Origin of the sequence: Dietzia cercidiphylli (assembly GCF_039531545.1) — a bacterium.
GTDB classification, from domain to species: Bacteria; Actinomycetota; Actinomycetes; order Mycobacteriales; family Mycobacteriaceae; genus Dietzia; species Dietzia natronolimnaea.
This window is the reverse complement of the sequence record NZ_BAAAQG010000006.1, coordinates 117368-143091: the sequence shown is the minus strand read 5'-3', so window position 1 is coordinate 143091 and position 25724 is coordinate 117368. Positions and strand designations below refer to the sequence as shown.

The 25724-nt window shown below is 69.9% G+C and carries 25 protein-coding genes; 12 read left to right on the top strand and 13 right to left on the bottom strand.

Going from position 1 to position 25724, the window contains the following annotated elements:
• Nucleotide 1 precedes the first annotated feature (1 nt).
• Nucleotides 2–1813, bottom strand: coding sequence for a maltose alpha-D-glucosyltransferase (gene treS, locus ABD250_RS05650; RefSeq protein WP_182658224.1), 1812 nt, complete (start codon nt 1811–1813; stop codon nt 2–4).
• Between the two features lie 43 nt (nt 1814–1856).
• On the opposite strand from treS, the gene ABD250_RS05645 reads away from it, so the two are divergent.
• From ABD250_RS05645 to ABD250_RS05635, 3 genes are read left to right on the top strand one after another with little or no spacing between them, the layout of a single operon-like run.
• Nucleotides 1857–2159 (top strand): hypothetical protein, encoded by a 303-nt coding sequence (locus ABD250_RS05645; protein WP_344391167.1) that lies wholly within the window; start codon nt 1857–1859, stop codon nt 2157–2159.
• Nucleotides 2156–2569 carry a hypothetical protein gene (locus ABD250_RS05640; RefSeq protein ID WP_344391164.1) on the top strand — a complete coding sequence of 138 codons (414 nt, stop codon included), beginning with the start codon at nt 2156–2158 and terminating at the stop codon, nt 2567–2569. Before ABD250_RS05645 ends, ABD250_RS05640 begins: the two co-directional genes overlap by 4 nt.
• 10 nt (nt 2570–2579) lie before the next feature.
• Complete coding sequence (locus ABD250_RS05635; RefSeq protein WP_182610462.1) at nt 2580–3623, top strand: LLM class F420-dependent oxidoreductase; 1044 nt, start codon at nt 2580–2582, stop codon at nt 3621–3623.
• A 115-nt stretch (nt 3624–3738) separates the two neighbouring features.
• On the opposite strand, the gene ABD250_RS05630 is transcribed toward ABD250_RS05635, so the two are convergent.
• Both ABD250_RS05630 and kstD read right to left on the bottom strand, forming a co-directional pair.
• Entirely contained in the window at nt 3739–4599 is an 861-nt protein-coding gene (locus tag ABD250_RS05630) for a MaoC/PaaZ C-terminal domain-containing protein (RefSeq protein ID WP_182658048.1), read from the bottom strand.
• A gap of 2 nt (nt 4600–4601) precedes the next feature.
• The gene (gene kstD / locus ABD250_RS05625; RefSeq protein ID WP_182658047.1) at nt 4602–6350 is read right to left on the bottom strand and encodes a 3-oxosteroid 1-dehydrogenase; all 1749 of its coding nucleotides are present in this window, start codon (nt 6348–6350) and stop codon (nt 4602–4604) included.
• A 60-nt stretch (nt 6351–6410) separates the two neighbouring features.
• Here kstD and ABD250_RS05620 point away from each other — a divergent pair, with 60 nt between their 5' ends.
• A complete protein-coding gene (locus ABD250_RS05620) occupies nt 6411–7196 on the top strand; it encodes a 2-keto-4-pentenoate hydratase (protein ID WP_182658046.1) in 786 nt (261 codons plus the stop codon).
• Between the two features lie 59 nt (nt 7197–7255).
• On the opposite strand, the gene ABD250_RS05615 is transcribed toward ABD250_RS05620, so the two are convergent.
• Complete coding sequence (locus ABD250_RS05615; protein ID WP_182658045.1) at nt 7256–8020, bottom strand: IclR family transcriptional regulator; 765 nt, start codon at nt 8018–8020, stop codon at nt 7256–7258.
• Between the two features lie 127 nt (nt 8021–8147).
• Here ABD250_RS05615 and ABD250_RS05610 point away from each other — a divergent pair, with 127 nt between their 5' ends.
• The 3 genes from ABD250_RS05610 (at nt 8148) to dmpG (ending at nt 11774) form a co-directional block, all read left to right on the top strand.
• Nucleotides 8148–9668: an HNH endonuclease signature motif containing protein gene (locus ABD250_RS05610; RefSeq protein ID WP_344391154.1), complete on the top strand. Its 1521-nt coding sequence runs from the start codon at nt 8148–8150 to the stop codon at nt 9666–9668.
• Between the two features lie 88 nt (nt 9669–9756).
• Nucleotides 9757–10704 (top strand): acetaldehyde dehydrogenase (acetylating), encoded by a 948-nt coding sequence (locus ABD250_RS05605; RefSeq protein WP_179524536.1) that lies wholly within the window; start codon nt 9757–9759, stop codon nt 10702–10704.
• A 5-nt stretch (nt 10705–10709) separates the two neighbouring features.
• On the top strand, nt 10710–11774 hold the full coding sequence (dmpG, locus tag ABD250_RS05600; RefSeq protein WP_182611030.1) for a 4-hydroxy-2-oxovalerate aldolase: 1065 nt from the start codon (nt 10710–10712) through the stop codon (nt 11772–11774).
• Between the two features lie 41 nt (nt 11775–11815).
• Here dmpG and ABD250_RS05595 read toward each other — a convergent pair whose 3' ends face one another.
• The 4 genes from ABD250_RS05595 to ABD250_RS05580 all read right to left on the bottom strand — a co-directional run bounded on the left by ABD250_RS05595 (nt 11816) and on the right by ABD250_RS05580 (nt 15101).
• Nucleotides 11816–12337, bottom strand: a complete 522-nt coding sequence (locus ABD250_RS05595; RefSeq protein WP_182659549.1) for a flavodoxin domain-containing protein — start codon at nt 12335–12337, stop codon at nt 11816–11818.
• A gap of 13 nt (nt 12338–12350) precedes the next feature.
• Nucleotides 12351–13412 (bottom strand): ferredoxin--NADP reductase, encoded by a 1062-nt coding sequence (locus ABD250_RS05590; RefSeq protein ID WP_182641501.1) that lies wholly within the window; start codon nt 13410–13412, stop codon nt 12351–12353.
• Nucleotides 13413–13482: 70 nt separating this feature from the next.
• Nucleotides 13483–13878 (bottom strand): hypothetical protein, encoded by a 396-nt coding sequence (locus tag ABD250_RS05585; protein ID WP_182611033.1) that lies wholly within the window; start codon nt 13876–13878, stop codon nt 13483–13485.
• Nucleotides 13878–15101, bottom strand: coding sequence for a 3-ketosteroid-9-alpha-monooxygenase, oxygenase component (locus ABD250_RS05580; RefSeq protein WP_182641502.1), 1224 nt, complete (start codon nt 15099–15101; stop codon nt 13878–13880). Before ABD250_RS05580 ends, ABD250_RS05585 begins: the two co-directional genes overlap by 1 nt.
• A gap of 188 nt (nt 15102–15289) precedes the next feature.
• Here ABD250_RS05580 and hsaA point away from each other — a divergent pair, with 188 nt between their 5' ends.
• The 5 genes from hsaA (at nt 15290) to ABD250_RS05555 (ending at nt 20537) form a co-directional block, all read left to right on the top strand.
• Nucleotides 15290–16465, top strand: a complete 1176-nt coding sequence (gene hsaA, locus ABD250_RS05575) for a 3-hydroxy-9,10-secoandrosta-1,3,5(10)-triene-9,17-dione monooxygenase oxygenase subunit (RefSeq protein ID WP_182611035.1) — start codon at nt 15290–15292, stop codon at nt 16463–16465.
• Nucleotides 16466–16498: 33 nt separating this feature from the next.
• Nucleotides 16499–17398, top strand: coding sequence for an iron-dependent extradiol dioxygenase HsaC (gene hsaC, locus ABD250_RS05570; protein WP_179524543.1), 900 nt, complete (start codon nt 16499–16501; stop codon nt 17396–17398).
• Between the two features lie 102 nt (nt 17399–17500).
• Nucleotides 17501–18085, top strand: coding sequence for a 3-hydroxy-9,10-secoandrosta-1,3,5(10)-triene-9,17-dione monooxygenase reductase subunit (gene hsaB, locus ABD250_RS05565; protein ID WP_241730852.1), 585 nt, complete (start codon nt 17501–17503; stop codon nt 18083–18085).
• Nucleotides 18086–18153: 68 nt separating this feature from the next.
• On the top strand, nt 18154–19344 hold the full coding sequence (locus ABD250_RS05560) for a hypothetical protein (protein WP_182615291.1): 1191 nt from the start codon (nt 18154–18156) through the stop codon (nt 19342–19344).
• Nucleotides 19341–20537 carry a sulfotransferase family protein gene (locus tag ABD250_RS05555; protein WP_182659550.1) on the top strand — a complete coding sequence of 399 codons (1197 nt, stop codon included), beginning with the start codon at nt 19341–19343 and terminating at the stop codon, nt 20535–20537. Before ABD250_RS05560 ends, ABD250_RS05555 begins: the two co-directional genes overlap by 4 nt.
• A gap of 25 nt (nt 20538–20562) precedes the next feature.
• Here the strand turns inward: ABD250_RS05555 and ABD250_RS05550 are convergent, their stop codons facing one another.
• The 5 genes from ABD250_RS05550 to ABD250_RS05530 are packed head-to-tail and all read right to left on the bottom strand — an operon-like array spanning nt 20563 to nt 25697.
• Nucleotides 20563–21384, bottom strand: coding sequence for an inositol monophosphatase family protein (locus ABD250_RS05550; RefSeq protein WP_182659551.1), 822 nt, complete (start codon nt 21382–21384; stop codon nt 20563–20565).
• A gap of 10 nt (nt 21385–21394) precedes the next feature.
• Nucleotides 21395–22576 carry an acyl-CoA dehydrogenase family protein gene (locus ABD250_RS05545; protein ID WP_344391143.1) on the bottom strand — a complete coding sequence of 394 codons (1182 nt, stop codon included), beginning with the start codon at nt 22574–22576 and terminating at the stop codon, nt 21395–21397.
• Nucleotides 22573–23559 (bottom strand): acyl-CoA dehydrogenase family protein, encoded by a 987-nt coding sequence (locus tag ABD250_RS05540; RefSeq protein WP_179524547.1) that lies wholly within the window; start codon nt 23557–23559, stop codon nt 22573–22575. The genes ABD250_RS05545 and ABD250_RS05540 overlap by 4 nt, the downstream gene beginning before the upstream one ends.
• Before the next feature lie 16 nt (nt 23560–23575).
• Nucleotides 23576–24745, bottom strand: coding sequence for an acyl-CoA dehydrogenase family protein (locus tag ABD250_RS05535; RefSeq protein WP_182659262.1), 1170 nt, complete (start codon nt 24743–24745; stop codon nt 23576–23578).
• A 4-nt stretch (nt 24746–24749) separates the two neighbouring features.
• Nucleotides 24750–25697, bottom strand: coding sequence for an enoyl-CoA hydratase (locus ABD250_RS05530; RefSeq protein WP_182659263.1), 948 nt, complete (start codon nt 25695–25697; stop codon nt 24750–24752).
• Nucleotides 25698–25724: the final 27 nt, after the last annotated feature.

Sequence of the window (25724 nt, the reverse complement as noted above, 5' to 3'; positions counted from 1 at the left end):
CTCATGCCGGGGTGTCCGTGGGACTGCGCAGCTCGAGCCAGTAGAAGCCGTAGCCGGGCAGGGTGAGCTGGTACGGGTCGGCGTCGATCTCGGGGAACGGGACCCCGCCGGTGAGCTCGGTGGGCCGGCGTCCGGCGAACTCCGAGAGGTCCAGGCGCACGGCCTGCGGGAACCTCGAGAGATTGTTGACGCACAGGATCACGTCCGCCCGGGGGTCCTCCTCGGGGGACCCCATCGTCCGCAGATAGGCCAGGATGCTCGGGTTGGAGCCACCCAGATCGGTGAACTCGCCGCGTCCGAACGCGGGGTGGCTCTTGCGCACGTGGATCATGCGTCGCGTCCAGTGCAGCAGGCTGGCGGTGGAGTTGAGCTGCGCCTCCACGTTGACGCCCTGGTAGCCGTACTGCGGGTCCATGATCACCGGGAGGTAGAGCCGGCCCGGGTCGCACCGGGAGAACCCGGCGTTGCGGTCGGGGCTCCACTGCATGGGCGTGCGGACGGCGTCGCGGTCGCCGAGCCAGATGTTGTCGCCCATCCCGATCTCGTCGCCGTAGTACAGCACCGGCGACCCCGGCAGGCTGAGCAGCAGCGCGGTGAACAGCTCCAGCTGGTTGTGGTCGCCGTCGAGCAGCGGGGCCAGGCGGCGGCGGATCCCGATGTTGGCCTTCATCCGCGGGTCCTTGGCGTACTCGGCGTACATGTAGTCGCGTTCCTCGTCGGTCACCATCTCGAGCGTGAGCTCGTCGTGGTTCCGCAGGAAGATCCCCCACTGCGCGGACGAGGGGATGTCGGGGGTGTGCGCGAGGATCTCGGTGACGGGGAACCGGGACTGGCGCCGCACCGCCATGAAGATCCTGGGCATCAGCGGGAAGTGGAACGCCATGTGGCACTCGTCGCCCACCTCGGGCTCGCCGAAGTACGCCACCACGTCCTCGGGCCACTGGTTGGCCTCGGCGAGCAGCACCCGACCGGGGTACTCCTCGTCCACCACCGCCCGGCACTTGCGCAGGAACTCGTGCGTCTCGGGGAGGTTCTCGCAGTTGGTGCCGTCGCGCTCGAACAGATACGGCACGGCGTCCAGGCGGAACCCGTCGATCCCCAGGTCCAACCAGAACCGCAGGACGTCGATCATCGCGTCCTGGACCTCGGGATTGTCGTAGTTGAGGTCGGGCTGGTGGGAGAAGAAGCGGTGCCAGTAGAACTGCCCCCGCACCGGGTCGTAGGTCCAGTTGGAGGTCTCGGTGTCGACGAAGATGATGCGGGCGTCCGGGTACCGGGTGTCGTCGTCGGACCACACGTAGAAGTCCCCGTACGGCCCGGTCGGATCGGACCGCGACTCGGTGAACCAGGCGTGGGTGTCGGAGGTGTGGTTCATCACCAGGTCGGTGATCACCCGGATGCCCCGCTGGTGCGCCTGGTCGAGGAAGTCGACGAAGTCCTCGACGGTCCCGAACTCGGGCAACACGGCGCGGAAGTCGCGGATGTCGTACCCGCCGTCGCGGAGCGGCGAGTCGTAGAACGGCGGCAGCCAGAGGCAGTCGACCCCCAACCACTCCAGGTAGTCGAGCTTCTCCGTGAGCCCGCGGAGGTCCCCGGTGCCGTTGCCGTCGGAGTCGTTGAACGCCCTGACCAGGACCTCGTAGAACACGGCCGACTTGTACCAGTCCCGATCGATCTCGAGTTCGGCCGCGTGCCGGTAGTTGTCGGCGCTGGGCTCGACCACGTGACCGTCGTCGGTGAGCTCGGGCTCGGGGTGTCGGGGATCGGACCGGTGGGGGTCGGCCTGGTGTTGGTCGGGCTTGTGGCGCGACATCGGTGACATGGGGGCGAGCCTACGGCCCAGTACGATCCGTTGCATGCGGAAAATCGGCCCGGCGGAGCGTATCCGCGGCCTGAGGGGCGTGGATCCCGCGCGGTCGTATCGCCAGCGGCACGGCCGCCGGGCCCGCGCGCTGGCGGCCCTGTTGGAGGTCGACGACGACGAGGTGGTCGTGCGCCCCTGGGAGTTGCGACTGCCCCGGACGGTCATCCTCGCCGCGGCCCGGACCAGGGGCCTGGAACCCGTGGGAGGCCCCGGGGAGCCCGGGCGACGCGGACCGTGGCTGGAACCGATGCGTTTCACCCGGCAGGCCCCGACCAGCCCGGCGGATCCCCGATGAGCGTCGGCTGGGTGCTCGTGTTGGTGGCCCTGCTGCCGTTCGCCGCGTGGCTGGTGGCCCTCGCCGCGGTGGCCGTGCGCCGGGCACTGCGTCGCCGGGGGGACGAACAGGCGCGCCGTCTGCGGCTGGCACGGATGCTGGGGTCCGCCGACCTCGTCGTCGTCCCCACCTCGGACGTCGACCTGCCCGAGTCCACCGTCCTGGACGTCGCCACGGGCGCGGGAATGCGTTTCATGGGGTACGAGCGGACCGACTCGCCGCTGCGCCGACGCGTCGGGGTGTTCGTGCGGGTCGGGGGCGAGGTCGACGCGGTGATCCGGGCCGGGACCGGGGCGACCCGGGCCGGGGCCGTGGCGGCCCGGGCCGGGGCCGTGGCGGCCCGCGGACGGGGTGCCGCGGCCCCCCGGTAGCGTTACCCGCATGCGCATCGGAATGGCTCTCAACTACAGCGGCGGCTTCGCCGAGACGGCCGCGGAGGCCGCGGACCTCGAGCGGGCGGGGCTGGACATCGCGTTCGTCCCCGAGGCCTACTCGTTCGACGCGGTGAGCCAGCTCGGGTACCTCGCGGCCAAGACCTCGACCATGGAGCTGGCCTCGGGCATCCTGCAGATCTACACCCGCACACCCACCCTGACTGCCATGACCGCCGCCGGGCTGGACTTCGTCTCCGACGGCCGCTTCATCCTGGGCCTCGGCGCCTCCGGCCCGCAGGTCGTCGAGGGCTTCCACGGCGTGCGCTACGACGCGCCGCTGGGCCGCACGCGCGAGGTCATCGAGATCTGCCGCAAGGTGTGGCGCCGGGAGAAGCTCGTGCACGACGGGGCCAAGTACCAGATCCCGCTGCCCGCCGACCAGGGCACGGGCCTGGGCAAGCCGCTCAAGCTCATCAACCACCCGGTGCGCGAGAACATCCCCATCGTGCTGGCGGCGCTCGGGCCGAAGAACGTGCAGCTGGCCGCCGAGATCGCCGATGGCTGGCAGCCGATCTTCTTCCACCCCGAGAAGGCCCACCTCGCGTGGGGTGAGCCGCTGGCCAAGGGGCGTGAGAAGCGCGATCCCTCTCTCGGAAAGCTCGAGGTCTACGCCGGACCCCCGCTGGCGATCTGCGAGGAGAACGAGGTGCCGGGCTACCTGGACTTCGTGCGCCCGCACCTGGCCCTCTACATCGGTGGGATGGGCGCCCGCGGCAAGAACTTCTACAACGAGCTCGCGTGCCGCTACGGCTACGAGGACGAGGCCGCCCGCATCCAGGACCTGTACCTGGACGGCAAGAAGGACGAGGCCGCGGCCGCGGTGCCCGACGAGCTGGTCCGGTCGGTCTCGCTGATCGGCCCCGAGTCGTACGTGGCCGAGCGGGTCGAGGCGTTCCGCGAGGCCGGGGCCACCACCCTCACGGTCGTACCGATGGCGATGGACGCCCCCGGCCGGATCCGGTTGGTGGAGCGGTTCCGCGCGCTCTGCTGAACCCCTGGCACGACGAACGCCGGCACGACGAACGCCGGCACGACGAACGCCCCGCGGCGGTGGCTGCGGGGCGTTCGTCGTATCGGGAGTGGGGTATCGGGGGCGCGTCGCGCGGTCAGGTGAGGTCGACGACCACGTTCTTCAGCACGGGGGCGTCGTCCCGCTCGGCGGCCGTGGCCGCCACGAGCAGTCGCGAGCCGTCCTCCCACACGCGGACGCGCATGGTCTCGCCGGGGAAGAAGATGCCGCCGAACGTCACGCCGTAGCCGCGGACCCGCTCGACGTCGCCGCCCAGGACTTCGTCCACGACGGCCCGCAGCACCATGCCATAGGAGCACAGACCGTGGAGGATCGGGCGCGGGAACCCGGCCGCCTCGGCGAACGCGGGATCGGAGTGCAGGGGGTTGCGGTCCCCGCAGAGGCGGTAGAGCAGCGCCTGCTGGGGCAGGCTCGCGACCTCGATGGTGTGGTCGGCGTCCCGCTCGGGGTACTGCACCTTCTCGGAGGTCCCGCGCTCGCCACCGAAGCCTCCCTCGCCACGGGCGAAGATCCCGGATCGAGAGGTCCACAGCTTCTCACCCTCGGCGGAGACCGTCTCGGACTCCTGGATGATCACCGCGGCCGAACCCTTGTCCTGGATCTCGGCGATCCTGGTCGTGGTGACGGCGGTGCCGTCCGCGGGGATCGGGCGGTGCAACTCGACCGACTGGCTACCGTGCACGACCTTGGCCAGGTCGATCTCGACCCCGGGGAACGACACCCGCGGCGCCTCGGTGACGTTCATCGTGGCGGCGACGGTGGCGAACGACGGCAGCACCTTGGGGCGCAGGTCGTCCACGTAGTCCAGCCCGGCGGTGTCCATCGGGTCCCCGGCCGCGCCGACTCCGAGCGCGTAGAGCGCCACGTCCGAGGCGGTCCAGGAGAACTCCTGCGAGGGAAGCTCGGCCCCCAGGGCAATCGAGAGGTCGATCGGCACGGTCAGACTCCCGTCTTGTCGGTGGTGGTCGGTTCGGTGGTGGTGGACCCGGCGGCGGCGCCGGCCAGCATGTGCTCGACCGCGAGGTACCCGAAGACCATCGCGGGGCCGATGGTCGCCCCGGGCCCGGCGTAGGTGTGGCCCATGACCGGCGACGACGCGTTGCCGGCGGCGTAGAGCCCCTGGATCACGGAGCCGTCCGAGCGGAGGACGCGGCCGTGGACGTCGGTGTTCGCCCCGCCCTTTGTCCCGAGGTCCCCGGGCACCATCTTGGCGGCGAAGAACGGTGCCTTGCGGACGGGACCGAGGCTCGGGTTGGGCTTGTTGGTGGGGTCGCCGTAGTAGTGGTCGTACCCCGAGACGCCCCGCTGGAAGTCCTCGTCCACGCCTCTCTCGGCGAAGCCGTTGAACCGGGCGGCCGTCTTCTCCAGCGCGTCCGCCGGGACGCCGATCAGTCCGGCGAGCTCGGCGAGCGTGTCGGCCTTGTGGAAGTTCTCCGTCTCGAGCCACTTCTTCGGCAGCGGCTGCTTCGCCTGCAATCCGGCGAAGAGATACCGGTTCTTGTACTCCTGGTCGAAGATGATCCAGGCCGGGACGTTCTCGCCCTCGGCGCCCTGCTGGTCGGCGGGGGCCTGCCCGTACTCCCCGCCGTACATCCGGTGCCCGGCCTCGACGTACGGCAGCGACTCGTTCATGAACCGCTCGCCGCGCGAGTTGACGAGGAACGAACAGGGCAGCGAGCGCTCGGCGAGCGCGAACCACGGACCGCGGGGGAGCAGGATCGTGGGACCCCACCAGGCGTCCTCCATGAAGGCCAGTTCCGCCCCCACCTTCTCCATGTACTCGATCCCCTCACCGGTGTTGCCGGCGGCGCCGACCGTCCACGAGGTGGGGATGGGCTGACGCTGGTACTTGTCCCGCATCTCCTGGTTGTGCTCGAACCCGCCCGAGCCGATGATCACGCCACGTCGGGCGCGGAGGGTCTGCTCCTCGCCGCCGCGGGTCACGGTGATGCCCACGACCCGCTCGTCCAGCCCGCTGCCCTCGGTGACCAGCCCGGTCATCGGCGTGTTGAGCCACACCGGGACACCCGCGTCCAGGAGGCCCTTGCGCATGGCGGCGATGAGCGCGCGGCCCATGCCCACCATGTTGGCCCCCCGGGCCTTCGCCAGCAGCATGCGCATCGTCACACGGACGGAGCGCCGGAAACCCTTGGTGGTGGGGCGCTGGAGGAGGTTGAGCCAGCGGTAGTCGGACTGCTTGACCACCATGTTCGCCGGAGCCTTGGCGTAGGGGGGCTCGAGCCGCGCGGCCTCGGAACCCAACTGGCGCAGGTCGAACGGCTTGGGCTCGACGGATCTGCCGCCGAGTCGTCCTCCCGGGGACTCGGGGTAGTAGTCCGAGTAGTCGACCACCCACTCCATCTCGAGGGGGGAGTTGGCGAGGACGAAGTCCAGGACCTCGGGGCCGCGGTCGACGTACGCGTCGATCCGTTCCGGGGGCACGACGTCGCCGACGATCGCCCGGAGGTAGGTCCGGGCGGCCTCCGGGGTGTCCTGGACGCCGTCCCGTCGGAGGACGGAGTTCCCCGGGATCCACACGCCGCCGCCGGAACGGGCGGTGGAGCCGCCATAGTGCGGTGCTTTCTCCACGAGGACCACGCTGAGGCCCTTCTTCGCTGCTGCGAGGGCGGCCGTCATGCCTGCTCCACCGCTACCGACGACGACGACGTCGAACTCCTGGTCTGCCATGTAGAACACGTTATAGAACCGGGGGCTCGAGCGCCACACGGTCGAGGTAGCATCCCGGTCATGCTCAATGAGGAGACCCGCGCCACACTCGCCCAGCGACTCTGGGACGCCGAGGCCGACGTGGCGCCCATCGCGCCGCTCACCGCCGACCATCCCGAGATGACCCCGGATGACGCGTTCGAGATCCAGCTCGTCAACATCCGCCGCAAGCTCGAGGCGGGCGCGGTGGTCACCGGTCACAAGGTGGGTCTTGCCTCCAAGGCCATGCAGGAGATGATGGGCGTCGACGAACCCGATTACGGCCATCTCCTCGACACGATGGAGTACCCGGAGGGGGCGCCGGTCGAGGCTGCCCGGTTCTGCTTCCCGCGCGTCGAGGTCGAGGTGGGCTTCATCCTCGGCGCCGACATCCCGCCGGAGGGGTGCTCGCAGGAGGAGGCCGCCGCCGCCATCGAGTGGGTCGTGCCCTCGATCGAGCTGATCGACTCGCGCATCCGCGACTGGAAGATCACCCTGCCCGACACGATCGCCGACAACGCGTCGTCCTGCGGGTATGTCGTCGGGCAGCAGCGCGTGCGGCTGACGGACCTGGACGTCGCCGCGATCGATGCGACCCTCTACAAGAACGGCGAGTTCCTCGCGTCCGGCCGCTCCGACGCGGTCCTGGGCAACCCGCTCAATTCGGTGGGCTGGTTGGCCTCGACGGTCGCCAAGTTCGGCGTCCGCCTGCGCAAGGGAGACGTGATCCTGCCCGGCACCGCGATCCGCGCGATGGACGCCGCGCCCGGCGATTCCTTCCGCGCCGAGTTCGCGGGCCTGGGGGACGTGACCATGGAGTTCCGCTAGCGCGGGGGTGCAGCCAGTGCGGGGGTTCGGCTGCGGCGCTCACGTTCCCTCGGCCCTCGTCACGTCCGGTCCGTCGCCATCGCGCGACTGGCGGCCGCGGCCACCCTGGTGACCAGTGGCTCCAGTCGAGTGAGTGCCGCACTGTCCGCCGCGCTAGCGGAGAGCGCCGCCACCGCTCGTGTTCCGCAGGCGCCGTCCTCGTCGTCGTCGAACACGGGCGCGGCCACGCAGTAGAGGCCGGGCGTGAGCTCGGCGCGATCCACCGATCGCCTTCTGCGCCGGATCTCCGCCAGCTCCACGGCGAGCGCATCCGGCGAGGTGAGCGTGGTGTCGGTCCAGGCGATCAGCGGGCCCTGCGACACCCGCTCGGCGGCGGCGTCGTCGAACGCCAACATCGCCTTGCCCACTCCGGTGCAGTACGCCGGAAGCCCGCCGCCGATCCGCGACGGTGATGGGATCGGCCGCGGACCGTGCAGCTTATTGAGGTACACCACCTCGTCACCGTGCAGCGTGGCCAGGTGCACCGTTGCCCGGGTCGCCTCGAAGAGGTGCGCGAGGAACGGTGTGAGTACGCGGCGGGTCCGCTCGTATGCCGGCGAGGCAGGAATCGGATCCAGCTCATGCACCAGCGGCCCCAGTCGATAGCGCTGGCCGATTCGCGTGACCGCATCGTTTCGCTCGAGTGCGGTCAGGAGGCGAAGGGTCGTGGACTTGGCCAACCCGGCCTCGCGGGAGATCTCGCTCAGTGTCAGGCCGGTTCCCGCCGCCGTCACCCGCAGTACGTCGAAGGCGCGGTCGACGGGGGAGACGGGCGGTTCGGTCATGCGGTGAGTGTAGCGCGGAGGTCCGACATCGAGTGACGGATGATCCGAACACTTGCGCGAGTGAAGTGGTGACGTTAGAGTAGTACATATGTTCGATACAGGCGCCGCGGGGGGAGGGTGGTCGGTAATGAGTGCGACGACGACGAGTTCGGCGGCGTTCGGGGCGCTTCGCGCCGTGCCGGAGGCTCTCGACACGTTGGGCGCCGAGGCGTTGAGCGAGGTGGCGCGGTCGGCCACTCTGGCGCAGAACCTCGCCGCGGCCACCCGACTGCAGGCCGCGCATCACCTCGTGGAGGCGATGGGCCGGCTCGACGAGGCCACCCACGATGACAAGGTGCGTCCGCGTCCGGCGTTTGCCCGCCTGGATCCGGCTGATCGGGCGCGTGATCACCTGGCGGCGGCGATGTCGCTGACCGGGTGGCACGCCGGGCGTCTGGTGACCGCCGGGGTGCAGATCCACACCCGCCTTCCGCTGCTGCGCAAGGCCGTCGATCGGGGACTGTTCCCTGAGCAACTGGCCATCGACACCGCCTGCCGGCTGGCCGACATCCCCGATGAGATCATCGCGGCAGTGGAATCAGAGGTCATCGGAGCCCTGTGCCGGGACCTGGACGGCGGCCACCGCCCCAGCCGCACAGCGTTGGACACCGCGGTCGACGCAGCCAGGGAACGTCACGACCCCCGGGCCGCCGAGGACGCCGTGGCCGAGGCCGTCGAGCGGCGCACCGTCCGGTTCCGCCCCGGCCGCGACGGCATGACCAGCATGTGGGCCCACCTGCCCAGCGGGGACGCCGAGAAACTCCGCCGCCGCGTCGACGCCGCCGCCCGCGCCGCCTGCGATTCGGGCCATCCCCGCACCCGCGACCAACTGCGCGCCGATGCCCTGTGCGCCCTGGGGGACCCGAACACCGACGACATCGGCACCGCCCTGCACGACCCCGAGGACCTCCACCGCGCCGACAACACAGGTAGCGCCGGCACGGACACGCCGCCGGACGCTACGCGGCCGGGAGCTTCGCGGCCGGGTGCGTCGTGGGGCACCGACAAGCCGGTCCGGATCTCGGTCATCGACAGCATCGCCCAGGGCCTGCCCAACCGGGTGCAGTTCGTCAACGGCGCCTACGCCAGCTTCGACTGGCTGTGCGAGGAACTGCTCTCCGGCGGCGAGGCCACAGTGCGGTTCGAGCTGATCGACCCGCAACCCGGCGTCCAGGACACACCGGATGCGGTGCTCAAGTACTTCATCACCCCGGCGCTGGCCGAACGGATCCGGCTGCGCGACGGCACCTGCCGCCACCCCGGCTGCACGGTTGACGCCCACGACTGCGAGATCGATCACGTCATCGCCTTCGACCACCTGCGCCCGGAACTGGGCGGACCCACCGCCGAGTGGAACCTGATCTGCCTGTGCCGCAAGCACCACCGCGAAAAGACCTTCGGCCACTGCGCCTACCGGCCCGGCCCACTCGGTGAACTGACCATCATCACCGAAACCGGACACGAACACCGCACCACCCCACACGGCCCACTGGCCCAAGCGCGCGATCGGATCCTCGACCACCGATGGCGTGAACACCTCGACCGCCTCTTCGCCGACGACGGCCACCTCACCAACCCACCAGGCGCCCACCGCACCCACCCCGCCTGACGGGCGACTCCGGGTTCCGTCACGCAAGCTGTTCCGCTGAGCGGCACGCCTGATTGTGGCGGAGAAGACAGGTGGAGAGACTGTCGGTATGACAGAGAAGACCATGCTCACCGCCGCGATAGTCGGGTCGGGAAACATCGGCACCGACCTCATGTACAAGCTCGAGCGCAGCGAGTTCATCGAGCCCAAGTGGATGATCGGTATCGATGCGGAGTCCGAGGGGATGAAGCGCGCCGCAGACCACGGACTGACCTGCATGTCCGGCGGGGCCGATGAACTGCTGGCCGCGATCGAGGCGGGAGGCGAGAAGCCCGACCTGCTGTTCGAGGCCACCAGCGCCTACGTCCACAAGGCCTACGCGCCCCGCTACGAAGCCGCGGGCATCACCGCCATCGACCTCACCCCCGCCGCGGTGGGTCCGATGGTCATCCCGCCCGCCAACCTGCACGACCACGTCGACGCGCCGAACCACAACATGGTCACCTGCGGCGGCCAGGCCACCATCCCGATGGTCCACGCGGTCTCCTCGGTCGTCCCGGTGGAATACGCGGAGATCGTCGCCTCGGTCTCCTCCGAGTCGGCGGGGCCGGGCACCCGCGCGAACATCGACGAGTTCACCGAGACCACCAAGCTGGCCATCGAGAAGGTCGGCGGCGCCAAGCGGGGCAAGGCGATCATCATCCTCAACCCCGCCGAGCCCCCGATGATCATGCGCGACACCATCTTCTGCGCGATCCCCTCCGGCGCCGACCAGGACCTCATCACCACCGCCATCCGCAAGCGCGAGAAGGAGATCCAGGAGTACGTGCCGGGGTACCGGCTGCTCCAGGAACCACAGTTCGATCCGCCCACCGAGATCACCGGGGGGATGGCGCGTGTCGCCATCTTCGTCGAGGTCGAGGGGGCCGGGGACTTCCTGCCGCCGTATGCCGGGAACCTCGACATCATGACCGCCGCCGCCACCAAGGTCGGCGAGGACATCGCCCGGACCAGGCTCGGCAGGACCGAGCTCACCACCACCACGCTCGGAGTGTGAGGACCATGGACAGGACCAACCCGTACAACGCAGACGCCCGCGCGTACAGCCCTGAACTCGACATCCGCATCACCGATTCGTCGCTGCGTGACGGCTCGCACCACAAGCGGCACCAGTTCTCCGTCGACGACGTCCGCGAGGTCGTCGCGGCGCTCGACGGGGCCGGGGTCCCCGTCATCGAGGTCACCCACGGCGACGGCCTCGGCGGTGCGTCCTTCAACTACGGCTTCGCCAAGTCCTACGACCAGGACCTCATCAAGGTGGCGGCCGAGACCGCCACGCAGGCCAAGATCGCGTTCCTCACCTTGCCGGGACTGGGGATCAAGGACGATATCCTGGCCGCGCGGGACAACGGCGGGTCGATCTGCCGGGTCGCCACCCACTGCACCGAGGCCGACGTCTCGATCCAGCATTTCGGATACGCCCGTGAGCTCGGGTTGGAGACCGTCGGGTTCCTCATGATGAGCCACACCCAACCCCCGGAGGTGCTCGCGAAGCAGGCCCGCATCATGGCCGATGCGGGGTGTCAGTGCGTGTACATCGTCGACTCGGCGGGCGCGCTCGTCATGGACCAGGTGTCAGACCGGGTCGCCGCGCTGGTCGCGGAGCTCGGCGACGACGCGCAGGTCGGCTTCCACGGGCACGAGAACCTCGACGTGGGCGTCGGGAACTCGATCATGGCCATCCGCGCCGGCGCGCAGCAGATCGACGGTTCGACCCGCCGCTTCGGCGCCGGCGCCGGCAACACACCCGTCGAGGCGCTGGTGGGCGTGTGCGACAAGCTCGGCATCACCACCGGCGTGGACTTCTTCAAGATCGCCGACGCGGCCGAGGACGTGGTGCGGCCGCTCATGCCGACCGAGTGCGTGGTCGACCGGTCGGCGTTGATGCTCGGATACGCGGGCTGTTACTCGTCCTTCCTCAAGCACGCCGAGGGGCACGCGAACCGGTACGGCGTGCCGTCATCGGAGATCCTCATCCGCGCGGGCGAGCGCCGCCTGGTGGGCGGACAGGAGGACCAGCTGATCGACATCGCGCTGGAGATCCAGAAGGAGCAGGCGGGCGTCTAGGCCGCATCAGTACAGAACGCGGCAGTTCGTCGACGGTCCCGTCAGGTGCCGGTCGTGGTGTGCCCCTGCGCCCAGTCCACGATCGGTCCGAGGGTGGACTCGTCGACGAACTCCACCCGCTCGCGATTGAGCAGGAGGCGGGCCATCGGTTCGTCCGGTGTCTTGCGCAGTTCCCTGCGCAGCGCGGCCATGAGCACGCGGTCCACCCACCGCAGCCGGTCCGGGTCCAGGTCGCCGCGCAACTGGAAGACGGTGACCTCGCGACCGGAGGCCGCCACGAGTTTCTGTGCGAGGGTGCCGCGACCGGGGTCGTCGGCGGGGGACAGGGCGACGACGACGAGGGCCGCGGGGCCCGGAGCCGAGCGGATCGCCCGGATGATGCGTCGCCGACCGAGGATCGTCGTGACGTATTGAGGTGCGAGGACGATCAACGGGTCGGCGGCGGCCGCGTCCCCGATCGAGGCGAGATCCACGGCGCGCGTCCCGATCTTCTGGGCGAGAGCGTCCGCGTACCTCTGAGTGGAGCCGTATCGGGAGGTGAAGGCGACGACAGGGTGGTTCACACCCTGGAGTCTGTCACTCGGAGTACGAGACCTCGACGCGATCGGTCTTGGGCAGGAGCTGGCAGCTCAGGACGTACCCCTCCTCGACCTCCTCCGGGTCGAGGATCCCGTTGTGGATCATCTCGACCTCGCCGGACTTGAGGATGCAGGCGCAGGCCGAGCACTCGCCCTTGCGGCAGGAGAACGGCGCCTTGATCCCCTTCGACAGCAGGACGTCGAGCAGCGGGGTGTTGCGGGGCCATGAGATCTCGTGGGTCTCGTCGTCGAGCTCCACGATCGCCGTGGCCGGCCCGGCGCCGTCGTCTCCAGGCGAGTCGTCGATCACGATCTCGGCGAACGGATCGCCCTCGATCGAGGAGAACGCCTCGGTGTGGATGAGGTGCATGTCGGCACCCGAGCGGCGGAGCCCGTCCTTGACGGTCTCCATGAACGGCGCCGGGCCGCAGATGTACGACTGGCGCTTGGCCGCCACCGGGTGCAGGAGATTGCCAATCATCTCGGGGGAGGGGATGCCCGACACCGACTCGAGCCAGTGGAGCACGGTGAGCCGATCGGGGTTCTCCCGCTGCAGGGCCTGCAGTTCGTCCTTGAAGATCACCGACTTCTCGTCACGGTTGGCGTACACCATGGCGATGTGACCGGTGCCCTGGGCGAGCGCCGACTTGAGGATCGACATGACCGGGGTGACCCCGGAGCCGGCGGCCAGGAGGATGAAGTCCTGGTCGAGGTTCTTGGGCGTGAAGATGCCCGACGGGGCCAGCACGTGCATGGTCATGCCGACCTCGGCGTTGTCACACAGCCAGTTGGATCCGTACCCGTCGACCGTTCGCTTGACGGTCACCTTGAGTCGGGAGTCCTCGGTGGGGGAGCTCGAGAGCGAGTAACAGCGCGCCACGGACCCGGTCTTGTCGCTGGGGATCCGCAGGGTGAGGAACTGTCCGGGGGTGTACCGGAAGTCCTCCTCGGCACCGGCGGGGATCTCGAAGACGATCGACTTGGCGTCGGCGGTCTCCTCGATCACCTCGGCGATCGAGAGTTCGCGCACGAAAGAGCCGAGTTGTGGGGTGGCGGTCATGGATTGGGAGCCTATCGCTTGAATGCGGCGGGGCGGGAGATCACTCCCGGACGTCTTACTCTGGGACGTCTCACTCCGGGACGTACAGGGGGTTGACCATGTGATCGGCGTCAGCAGGATCCACGCCGTCGGCGAGGGTGATCAGACCCTCCGCGTAGGCGTACCGGATGCTCGCGAGCATCCGGGGGCAGGTGTCCTCGCCCTGCGGCCGCTCGCCGCCGTCCCGCCATTCGGCGAGGACGGGGCACGCGCGGTCACTGCTCGCGGTCCACTGGATGGAGGTGTGCTTCTCGCTGTTCTTCCGGACGGACACACAGGTGCCGCACGCACGGCACTCGACGGGGTGGAAACCCGCTCGGGTGTAGGTCTCGCGGTCCAGATCGGTGTCACCGTGCAGTCGCGCGGCGCGCGCCGGGTCGGTCTCGTCCCAGGTGGGCGCGCGCCGCGAGTCGTGTTGCTTGAACATCACTTCTCCGCGCGGGAGGCGCTCGCTTCCCCGGCGACCTCGGCCATGCCGGTGTACTGGGTCTGCTCGTCCGAGATCTCGGCCTCACCGGCCTCCTGCTTGCGCATGTTCTCGGCGACCTCGCCCTCCCAGTACTGGTTGGCGGCGGTGGTGTCGACCTCGAACTCGAACCGCTCCTGCATCTCGGGCTCGACCTTGTCGCGGTCCACGTAGAACTGCTCGTACCACCGGCGGAGCTGGTAGACGGGACCGTCCTCCTCGCACAGGAGCGGGTTGGCGATCTGCGACTTGCGCTGCCAGATGCGGACGTCCTGGAGGAAGCCCTCGCCGAAGAAGGTGGCGATCTTCGCGGCCATCTTGGCGGCCGTCGCGTCGTCGAAGCCCGCCGGCTTCTTCACCGACAGCCCGTACATCAGCACGAACGAGTTCTGGTCGATCGGGTAGTGGCAGTTGATGAGGATCGCTTCGGTCTCGAAGTCCCCGTACATCTGCTTGAGGGGGTTGATCATGTACGCCGGACCGAAGTAGGACGCCTCGGACTCGAGCAGGGTGTCGCCGTACTTGCCGCCCGTCGGGTCGTGGTCCGGCCGGCCCTTGGTGTTGAGGTACTGGGTGGCGGTCTGACCCTCGAAGACGTTCTTGAAGTACGTGGGGAACGCGAAGTGGATGTAGTAGAAGTGGGCCATGTCGACCACGTTGTCGACGATCTCCATGCAGTTGGAGCCCTCGATCACGAGGCGGTTCCACTCCCAGTCGGTCCATTCGCCGGTGCCGTACTCCGCGATGACCGGGATCGCGTCCTCGTCGAGGGGCGGGTTGCCCTCGTGGTCGTGCCAGACGAAGACCTGGCCGGACTGGATGTTGGTGATCCAGGCGCGGGTCCTGGCGCGCAGCGGGACGCGCTTGGCGTAGGGGATGCCCTTGCACTTGCCGTCACCGCCCCACCGCCAGTCGTGGAACGGGCACGCGATGTTGCCGTCCTTGACCTCGCCGTCGGAGAGGTCGCCGCCGAGGTGCCGGCAGTAGGCGTCGAGGACGTTGATCTCACCCTCGTCGTTCGCCCAGACGACCAGCTTGGTGCCGAAGGCCTGGATGGAGTGGGGGGCGCCGTCGCTGAACTCCTTGACGGTGCCGATGCAGTGCCAGCCGCGCGCGTAACGATCCCGGGTCTCGCCCGTGTCGATCTCGCGGACAGCTCCGGGGGCCGAGCCGTGTGCGGTCATGATGATCCTCCTGAGGGCGTGAGCCGGATGAGAACAGGTTATAGAATCGGGATGCCGGTCACAACCAATCCCTGTCGGCGCTGGCACGGGGTGCCATAGCCTGAGTTCCGGGCGGTTCAGTCTGGTGGAAAACTGTAACGTGTTCTAGTCTAAGGCCAAGCGGCCCACAAAAGCCAGAGAGGGATCACATGAGCGAGCACGCCAACCACGAGGTCATCGACCGGATCAAAGCACTGCTGCCCGGTTTCGCCGAGCGTGCGCAGGAGACCGAGGACCTGCGCAGGGTCCATCCGCAGAACATCGCGGAGCTCGACGAGGCCGGCTTCTTCAAGCTCTGTCAGCCCGCCCAGTGGGGCGGGTACGAGGCGGACATGGAGGCCTTTTACACCGCCGCCATGACCATCGCGACGGCCTGCCCGTCCACCGGGTGGTGCGCCAGCATCCTGGGAATCCACAACTGGCACCTGGCCCTGTTCCCGCAGCAGGCGCAGGAGGACGTGTGGGGCTCGGACACCACCGTCCGCATCTCGTCGTCGTACGCCCCGATGGGCGCGGCCACGAAGACCGACGACGGGTTCCTCCTCAACGGCAAGTGGTCCTGGTCCTCGGGCTGCGACCACGCCGACTGGGTGTTCGTGGGCGGTCCCGTGCTGGACGGCAACGGCAAGATGATCGACTTCTGCACCTTCCTGGTGGAGAAGTCCCAGTACGAGATCCTCGACGTCTGGCACGTCGCCGGACTCAAGGGCACCGGGTCGAACGACATCCTGATCAAGGACGCCCTCATCCCCGCGCACCGCGTGCTGTCCTTCGGTGACATGGCCAACACGACCAGCCCGGGGCTGGAGGTCAACACCAACCCGATCTACCGCATGCCGTGGGGCACCATCCACCCCACCACCATCTCCACCCCGATCGTCGGCATGGCGTTCGGGTGCTACGAGGTGCACCGCGAGCACCAGCGCGCGCGGGTCCGTGCCGCATTCGGCACCAAGGTGAAGGACGACCCGTTCGCGAAGGTCCGGCTCGCCGAGGCCGCGGGTGACATCGACGCGGCGTGGCTGCAGCTCATGCGCAACGTCCGCGAGGAGATGGACCTGATCAAGGCCGGCGACGTCCCGGGTATGGACATCCGCACCCGCGCCCGTCGGGACCAGGTCCGCGCCACCCAGCGCTCGATCGACGCGATCGGGCTGCTGTTCCAGAACTCCGGCGCCCGCGCGCTCGAGGACACCTCGCCGATCCAGCGCTTCTGGCGCGATGCCAACGCCGGTCGGGTGCACGCGGCCAACGAGGCGACCAAGGCGTACATCATGTACGGACAGAACGAGTTCGGCGAAAAGGTCGCGGACTCGATGGTCTGATCCGCCCTAGCGGATCGAGAGGACTGACTTGGCATGGCAATAAGCAACTTCGGATATGTCCGGATCTACGCCACCGACATGGACGCCTGGCGCGAGTACGGCACCAAGGTGCTCGGGTTCGTCGAGGGCAAGGGCGACGACCCGGATGCGCTCTACTTCCGTATGGACGAGAACCCGCACCGGTGGATCATCGTCCCCGGGCCGGAGGACACGCTCGCCGCGGTGGGCTGGGAGTGCGCGAACGAGGCGGAGCTCGACGACGTCAGGCGACGTCTCGACGAGGCCGGGGTGGCCTGGCAGGACGCCCCGGACGAGGTGAAGCGGGACCGGAAGGTGCGGGGGCTGATCACCTGTCAGGACCCGGCCGGGTTCACGCTGGAGATCTACCACACCATCGCTCTGCAGCACCGCCGCATCCCGACCCCCTACGGGCACGAGTTCGTCACCGGCGACCAGGGGGCGGGCCACATCGTGCTCTCCACCCCGGACGAGGCGGCGGCGCTGGAGTTCTACCGGGACGTCCTCGGGTTCGCCCTCCGTGACTCGATGAGCCTGCCGCCGGAGATCGTCGGTCGACCGGCCGACGGGGAGCCCGCGTGGCTGCGTTTCCTCGGCTGCAACCCCCGCCATCACTCGCTGGCGTTCACCCCGTTCCCCAACCCCACGGGGATCATCCACCTGATGGTCGAGGTCGCGTCGGCCGACGACGTGGGACTCGGGCTGGACCGGGCACTGCGCAAGAAGGTCAGGATGTCGGCCTCACTCGGCCGGCACGTCAACGACAAGATGCTGAGCTTCTACATGAAGACGCCCGGTGGATTCGACTGCGAGTACGGCTGCGAGGGCGTGCAGGTCGACGATTCGGACTGGGTGGCACGGGAGTCCACCGCCGTGAGCCTGTGGGGCCACGACTTCTCCGTCGGCTTCAAGTAGACGCCTAGGCTGGTTTCCCGGGCAGCAGGGTTGTCGACCAGCTGAGCCCGGGACGCCCGATGACGCCCGCGCACGACCGAGTCCAGGGAGGACCGACTTCAGATGAGCAGCACCGACCACCCCCCGGAGGGGCAGAGCTTCTCCAACCGGGAACTGCGCGACGCGCTCGGCCAGTTCTGTACCGGGATCACCGTCATCACGGCGGTCAGGGACGACGCGCCGGTCGGGTTCGCCTGCCAGTCCTTCTCCGCGCTCTCCCTCGAGCCGCCCCTGGTCCTGTTCTGCCCGATGAAGACGTCGGGGTCGTGGAAGGGGATCGAGGCGGCCGGCAGGTTCTGCGTCAACATCCTGTCCGAGGAGCAGGAGGACGTGTCCTCCACGTTCGGCCGTCGCGGCGACGACAAGTTCGCCTCGATCGACTGGTCGCCGAGCCCGCTCGGCTCGCCGGTCATCGACGGCGTGATGGCGTGGCTGGACTGCGAGATCGACCAGGTCCTCGACGGCGGCGATCACTGGATCGTCCTGGGGCGGGTCGCCCACCTCGGACCGACTGAGCGGGATGTCCGGCCGCTGTTGTTCTACCGCGGCGCCTATCTGAGTATTGAGGAGGACGTCGTGGATCCGACGCCCGAGCAGGAAGAGCTCGAGAACTTCATCACCTCCGCCGACTCCTACACGTGGCTGTGAGCGGCACGGTGGGGGAGAGCGCTGTGGGGGAGAGCACGGTGGGGGAGAGCACGGTGGAGGAGGACCCGGTGGAGGGGGCCGGGGCGACCGGCCCGCTGGCCCGCGCCCTGGCCGAGGCCGAGGAGATCATCCGGTCGGCGCCGCACGTGCGGACCGAGGCGGACGTCGCGGAGGGGCTCGACTACCTGCTCGGGACGATCCGCGGCGCCATCGAGACCGGCCAACACCGCGGGCGCAGTCACCCGCAGCTGTTCCAGGCCACGGGGCCGTACACCAAGATGGGCCTGGACAACCCGGACACGCTGTACTTCTACGCCAACCTCACCGACGGCGCCGAGTACGTCATCGAGGGCCGGCGCGGCACCACAGCGGACCTGTCGTTCCAGGTGATGGCCGGGACGTATTCGGCCGACGAGCGCGCCGCGTCGCACGCGGCGTTCGACGACCGCGCGCTGGAGATCGACGCCGACGGACGGTATCGCTTCCGACTGGGGCCGGCGAGGTACGACGACGACGAGGGCGACGCCGGATACGTGGTGCTCCACCCGGGGACCTCGATGATCGCCGTCCGCGAGGTCTACTCCGACTGGAGCCGTGAGGTCGCCGGGTCGGCGATCCTGCGCAGGGTCGACACGGTGGGCACCGCGCCGGAGCCGGTGACACTCGCCGGTCAGGAGAAGTTCTACGCCAAACTCGCCGAGGCTCTCGTCGGGCGGCTGCGGACGTGGCTGGCGTTCCCGGAGTGGTTCTTCGGCGACCAGGTCCGCAACACGCTCAACGAACCGCGACAGACCCCCGGTGGGCTCACCACGCAGTTCTCCTCCGCGGGCGTCTTCGAGCTCGGTCCGGACGAGGCCATGGTGATCTCGGTGCCCGTCGCCGGGGCGCCCTACCAGGGCTTCCAGCTGGGCAGCATGTGGTACGCCTCGCTCGAGTACGTGCACCACCAGACCAGCCTCACCGCCGACCAGGCGCACGTCGGCGCGGACGGGATGATCCACCTCGTCGTGGCCGACCGCGATCCCGGTCTGGCCAACTGGATCGAGACCCTGGGCCACCGCGAGGGCATCATGCAGTTCCGCTGGCAGCGGGTGAGCGAGCCCGTCACGCCGGAGCTCGGCCCCTCGGTGAAGGTGGTGCCGTTCGACCGGCTCGCCGACGAGGTACCCGGGTACGACGACCAGCGGGTGACCGCCGAGCAGTGGCGCGAGCGGATCGCCGCGCGGCAGGACGCGTTCGCGCGGAGGGGGCTGTCATGACCGGGTCGGCCGTGAGCGACACGGAGCGGGTGCACGTCGGCACCGTCGAGGACCTGCACGCAAGCGCCTCGCGGGCGATCGGGTTGGAGGACTTCGGCGACGGCGAGGACCGCCACCGCGAGGCGCTGGGCGTGCTGCTGGACTCCCTGCACTCCGACGCGGGCCTCACCCCGGCGGGGAGCAAGTACTGGCGCTCCGTGCTCAAGGGCGCGATGGTGGCGCGGCTCGTCTCACAGGCGGGCTTCTCCGCGGACCCGGCCCAGGCGGACGTCGAGATCGAGCGGCCCGTCGTCGTCACCGGGCTTCCCCGCACCGGGACCACGGCGCTGCACCGGCTCCTCGGAGCCGACCCCGCCAACCAGGGGCTGGAACTGTGGCTCACGGAGGTGCCCAAGCCGCGGCCGCCGAGGGAGCAGTGGGAGGACGACCCCACCTACCGCGGCCTGCGCGACCTGTACGCGGGGTTCATGTCGGAGAACCCCGACTACGGAGGGGTGCACTACATCTCCGCCGACGACCTGGAGGAGTGCTGGCAGCTGCTCCGGCAATCTGCGACGGCCGCCTCGTACGAGTGCCTGGCCAGGCTCGACGGATACTCGCGCTGGCTCGAGGGTGTGGACTGGGTGCCCGCGTACCGGCGGCACAAGCGCAACCTCCAGCTGATCGGGGCGGACGCCCCCGGGCGGCGGTGGGTCCTCAAGAACCCCAGCCACCTGTTCGCGCTCGACGCGCTGCTCGAGGTGTACCCCGACGCCGTGGTGGTGCAGACGCACCGCGATCCGCGGAAGTCGATGGCGTCCATGTTCTCGCTGGCGCACCGGACCGCCGCGGACTGGTCGACCCGGTTCACCCCGGAGTACATCGGGTCCTCGCAGCTCGACCTGTGGGCGCGGGGCGTGTCCGAGTTCGACGCGGTCCGCGCCCGGCACGAGGCCGACCCGGGCTCGCGGGCGACGTTCGTGGACGTCAACCACCGGGAGCTCATCGAGGACCCGGCGGGAGTGGTCGAGCGGGTGTACTCCGCGATCGGTACCGAGCTCGACGAGGGAGTGCGGGAGGCGGTCGAGACGGAGAACGCCAGGAGTCTGTCCGGCGAGCGGGCGCCCGCCCACCGCTACACGCTCGCCGACTACGGGTTGAGCGAGGAGCAGGTCGCCGAGCGGTTCGACGGCTACCGGGGCCTGGAGGGCTAGAGGTACTGGACTAGAGGTACCCAGGTCAGAGGTACGCCCGCGCCGCCTCGATGATGCGGTCGGCGACGTCCTCCTTGCACACGAGCAGGTCGGGGAACTCGTTCTCCTCGACGTTGTAGACCAGCTCGGAGCCGTCGAGTCGGCTGGCGTGCAGTCCGCGCTGGCGTACCACCCCGTACGTGGCGGCGGAATCCCACTGGTGGTGGCCGCTGGTGTGGATGTAGGCGTCGCACTCGTCCTCCACCACGGTGGCGGTCTTGCCCCCGCCCGAGCCGAGGCGGGTGAGGGAGGCGCCGAGGGTCTCGGCGAGTTCTTCCGCGAACGCCGGGGGATCGGCCTCCGAGACGGCGATGCGCAGGCGGTCGTCCTCACGCGGCGGGACCAGCGGGCCGGGGCGCGGCCCGCGGATGATGGAGATCGGCTGATAGGTGGTGGCACCACGGCCGGTGATCACCCGCCCGTACGCGGGCATGGCGATCGCGCAGGCGGTGATCCCGCCGGTGCCGTCGGGGCCGCGTTCCCACAGGGCCACGTGCACCGCCCAGTCGGGGCGGCCCTCGGTGCGGTACGAGCTGACGCCGTCCAGCGGGTCGATCATCCACACGCGGTCCGCCTCGAGGCGGGCCCGGGAGTCCGGGTTCCATTCGCCGAACACGAGGTCGTCGGGGCGGGCCACCGCGAGCCGGTCCAGGATCACGGCGCGGGCCTCCCCCTCGGCGAAGTCGCCGAGTTCCTCCGGAGCGACACGGGAGACCCTCAGGTCGGTGAGCAGCCGTCCGGCCTGTGCGGCCAGGTCCTCGGCGAGTCGTTGGTCGTTGGTCCGTCCGTGCTCGGGGAAGGGGCTCATGCAGGTGATTCTAGAGGCCCGCGGCCACCTCGAGCGCCGCCAGGATCTCGTGGGGTTGGCCGAGCAGTTGAGCGGTGCCGTGGGCCCGCTTGAAGTACAGGTGAACGTCGTACTCCCACGTGATCCCGACCCCGCCGTGGAGCTGGATGGCCTCGCCGGTGATCCACTGCAAAGCCTCGGAGCAGTACACCTTGGCCGCGGCGGCCTCGATCTCGGCGGCGTAGGCGGCGTCGTCGGAGTCGGGCCCGTCACCGGGGGACTGCGCCGCGGCGACCATCGCCGCGGCCGAGTAGGACAGCGACGCCGCGGTCTCGGCCCTGACGTACATGTCGGCCATGCGGTGCTTGAGGGCCTGGAACGAGCCGATGGTCCGGCCGAACTGCCTGCGCTCCTGCGTGTACCGCACCGTCGCGTCGAGGGCGGCGCGCGCGGCGCCGACCTGCTCGGCCGAGATCGCCGCCCACCCGGCTGCGCGGAGTCGGGCCAGGAAGCTGGGGCGGGTGGCGATCGCGGTGGCCACGGCGCCGTCGAACTCCACTCGCGACAGGGTGCGCGTGGGGTCCATGACGGGAACACGGGTCACGGTGACGCCGGGGGTGCCGGCCGGCACCTCGAACAGGCCCACGCCCCCGCCCGAGATGGCGATGACGAGCAACGTGGAGGCGGTGTCGGCGCCCAGGACGTGGTGGGCCGTGCCGCTGAGGGTGGGATCGTCGTCGCCGGACGCCCTGACGCCCGGCGTCGCCCACCCGTCCTCCGATGCCCAGCACAGGGCCGCCTGCTCGCCGGCGGCGATCCCGGGCAGGATCCGGGCGCAGGCCGCGTCGTCGCCGGTGGCCAGCACCGCCTGGGCGGCGAGTACCGCCGAGCCGAGCAGGGGAGAGGGGGTGAGCCGTCGGCCCAGTTCCTCGCAGACCAGGTGGGTCTCCACCCAGGTGGCGCCGGCACCGTCGTACCGCTCGGGGATCGACAGCGCGGCGGCGCCGATCTGCTCGACGAGGGTCGACCACAGGGCGGGGTCGTGACCGTGTTCGGAGGCCATGGCCGCCCGCACGGCCGCCGGGTCGGAGCGCTTGTCCAGGAGCGCGGCGACCGACTGCCGGAGCGCGGCCTGCTCCTCGGTGTCGACGCCGGGTGACGCGGTGGGTGAGGCGGTGGGTGAGGCGGTGGGTGAGGCGGTGGGCTCGGTCATCGCGCGCTCTCCAGGCAGTCCAGGACGCGCCCGCGGTGGTAACCCTGTGTGCCCCACGCCGTCTGCAGCGCACGGGTCTTGGTGAGCAGGAGTCCCAGATCGTGCTCGAGGGTGTAGCCGATCGCCCCGTGGATCTGCAGCGCCGTGCGGGCGGAGAGGTAGGCGGCGTCGGCGACGGCCACGCGGGCGGCGGAGACGTCGCGGACCGCCGCCGCCGGGTCGTCGGGGTTCTCGGAGAGGGCCAGGGCGCCGGCCCACAGCAGGGGTCGGGCCATCTCGAGCGCTATCGCGACCTCGGCGAGCTGGTGCTTGAGCGCCTGGTACTGGCCGATGAGCTTGCCGTACTGCGAGCGCTGCGTGGCGTAGGCGACGCTCATGTCGAGCATCGCCTGCCCGAGGCCCATGAGCTGGGCGGCCGTCCCGAGCGCACCGTGGTTGACCAGGTCGACGGTGCTCGCCGAGCCCACCTGCTCGCCGCGGGTCGGGGTGGTGACGGTGCGCGCGCGGTCGACCGAGCGACGGGCCTCGCCGGCCTCGCCGGTGAACACCGTGTCGTCGTCGGCGACCCACAGGTGCGCGGCGACATGGGCGTCCGGCGCGAACGGGGAGACACCCGGGACGGCGACCGACGCCGGGGCGCCGCCGGCGAGCTCGGCCGCGATGTCCGGCGCTGTCCCGTGGAGCGCCGCCGCGATGCGGGGTGCCACCATCACGGTCTCGACGACCGGCCCGGGGACGGCGTGGCGCCCCAGGACCTCCAGTGCGACGACGGCCTCGACGGCGGTGGCCCCGGCCCCGCCGGCGTCCTCGTCGATGAGCAGGGCCGCGGCGCCGGTCTCGGCGACCCTGCCCCACACGGTGGTGCCGGGGCCGGTGTCGCCCGCGCTCCAGGCGCGGATGACCGACGGCAGGTCGGACCGTGTCAGCAGCGAGTCGATGCTCGCCGCGAAGTCGGTGATCTCGGGGTCGAGTGCGAATCTCATGGTGCTCCGTGTCCCGTCAGCCGCGCGGAAGGCCGAGGAGGCGCTCGGCGATGATGTTCTTCTGTACCTCGTTGGTGCCGGCGTAGATCGGCCCGGCGAGGGCGAACAGGTATCCGTCCATCCACTGCTCCCCGGCGAGCTCGCCGGCCGTGCCGAGCAGGTCGAGGGCGGTCTCGTGGGTGGCGATGTCCCAGTCCGACCAGAAGACCTTGTTGATCGAGGACTCGAAGCCCAGGTTGGCGCCGCCGGTGAGCGTGGTGACCGTCTTCCAGGTGCTCAGCTCGTAGGCGCGCGAGCCGATCCACGCGTCCACCACCTTGTCGGCCAGGGCGCCCCGGCTGCGCTCGTCCAGGTCCGCCCGGCGGGAACCCCACAGCTCGAGCAGTCGGTCGGTGGTGGCGAGGAACCGCCCCGGGGAGCGCAGGGAGAGCCCGCGCTCGTTGTTGGCGGTGGACATCGCCACCTTCCAGCCCTGGTTGACCTCGCCGATCACGCCGGACTCGGCCGGATCCGCCGGGTCGTCGGGCACGAAGACGTCCTCGAGGAACAGCTCCGCGAAGCCGGGCAGGCCGTCGAGCTGGTCGATCGGACGCACGGTGACGCCCTCGGCCCGCAGGTCGAACATGAAGTAGGTCAGGCCCTTGTGGCGGGGCTCGTCCGGGTCGGTGCGGAACAGCCCGAAGCCCTTGTCGGCGAACGAGGCGCGGGTGGACCACACCTTCTGGCCGCTGAGCAGCCAGCCGCCGTCCACACGCGTAGCCGTCGAGCGCAGCGACGCCAGGTCGGACCCCGCCTCCGGCTCGGACCAGGCCTGCGCCCAGATGTCGTCGGCGCGGGCCATGCGCGGCATGATGTGCGCCAACTGCTCGGGGGTCGCGTGATCGAACAGGGTCGGTGCGAGCAGGAAGATGCCGTTCTGGCTCACCCGCAGGGGTGCGCCCGCGCGGAAGTACTCCTCCTCGAAGACCACCCAGTTGACCAGTCCGCAGTCGCGGCCGCCGAACTCCTCGGGCCACGACACGACCGACATGCGGGCGTCGGCCATCTTTCGCTCCCACTCGCGGTGGGCCTCGAAGCCCTCGCGGGTGTCCATGTGTGGGAGCGGCTCGGACGGCACGTTCGCGGCGAGCCAGTCGCGCACCTCGAGGCGGAACTCCCGTGTCGAGGCGTCCAGATCCAGATCCACGGCGTCAGCCCTTCTGCTCGCCGGTCGGGGCGGGGCCGCCGGTCGAGCCCGTGTTGGCGCTGTCGCGCATCGAGCGCGCGTCCATCCCGCCGAGGGAGGCGGAGAACGAGTCGGTGTCGTCGGGCTCCGCGTTGGCCGAGTGGGCGAACATGTGCCAGCCGAACGCCGTGTCCAGCGAGGTCTGCAGGCCCATCTGGTCCTCGTTCGAATTGATGACCTTCTTGGCCAGGGTCAGGCCGAAGGCGGGCATCGCGGCGATCTCACCGGCGATCTCGTCGACCTTCGCCTGCAGCTCCTCGCGCGGCACGACGTGGTTGAGCATGCCCCAGTCCAGCGCCTCGGCCGCACCGAATCTGCGACCGGTGTAGAGGATCTCCTTGGCACGGCGGGGGCCCAGGACGAAGGCGTGGGCGAAGTACTCGACACCGGGGATCCCCATCTTGACCACGGGGTCGGAGAAGAACGCGTCGTCGGAGGCCACGATGAAGTCGCAGATCCACGCCAGCATCAGGCCGCCGGCGATGCACGCGCCGTGCACCTGGGCGATCATCGGCTTGGGGATCTCGCGCCAGCGGCGACACATCTGGACGTAGACCTCGGTCTCGCGGGCCAGCCGCCGGTCGCCGCCGCCGCGGGTGGTGTGGTCCCACCAGATCGAGGCGCGGTTGGGGTACTCCACGTGGTGGTCGCGCTCGGTGGTGCCGATGTCGTGGCCGGCCGAGAAGTGCTTGCCGTTGGCCCGCAGGACGATCACCTTGACCGCGTCGTCCTCCACGGCCCTGATGAAGGCGTTGTCCAGCGAGTACGTCATGACCGAGTTCTGCGCGTTGCGGAAGTCGGGGCGGTTGAGCGTGACGTAGGCGGTGCCGCCCGTGACCTCGTAGGCGACCGGCTGCGTGTCCGGGCCGAGGTCGTCGACACCGAGGACCGGGGGGATGGGTGCGTCGGTCATGAGCTGGGGATCTCCTTACCTAGCAAG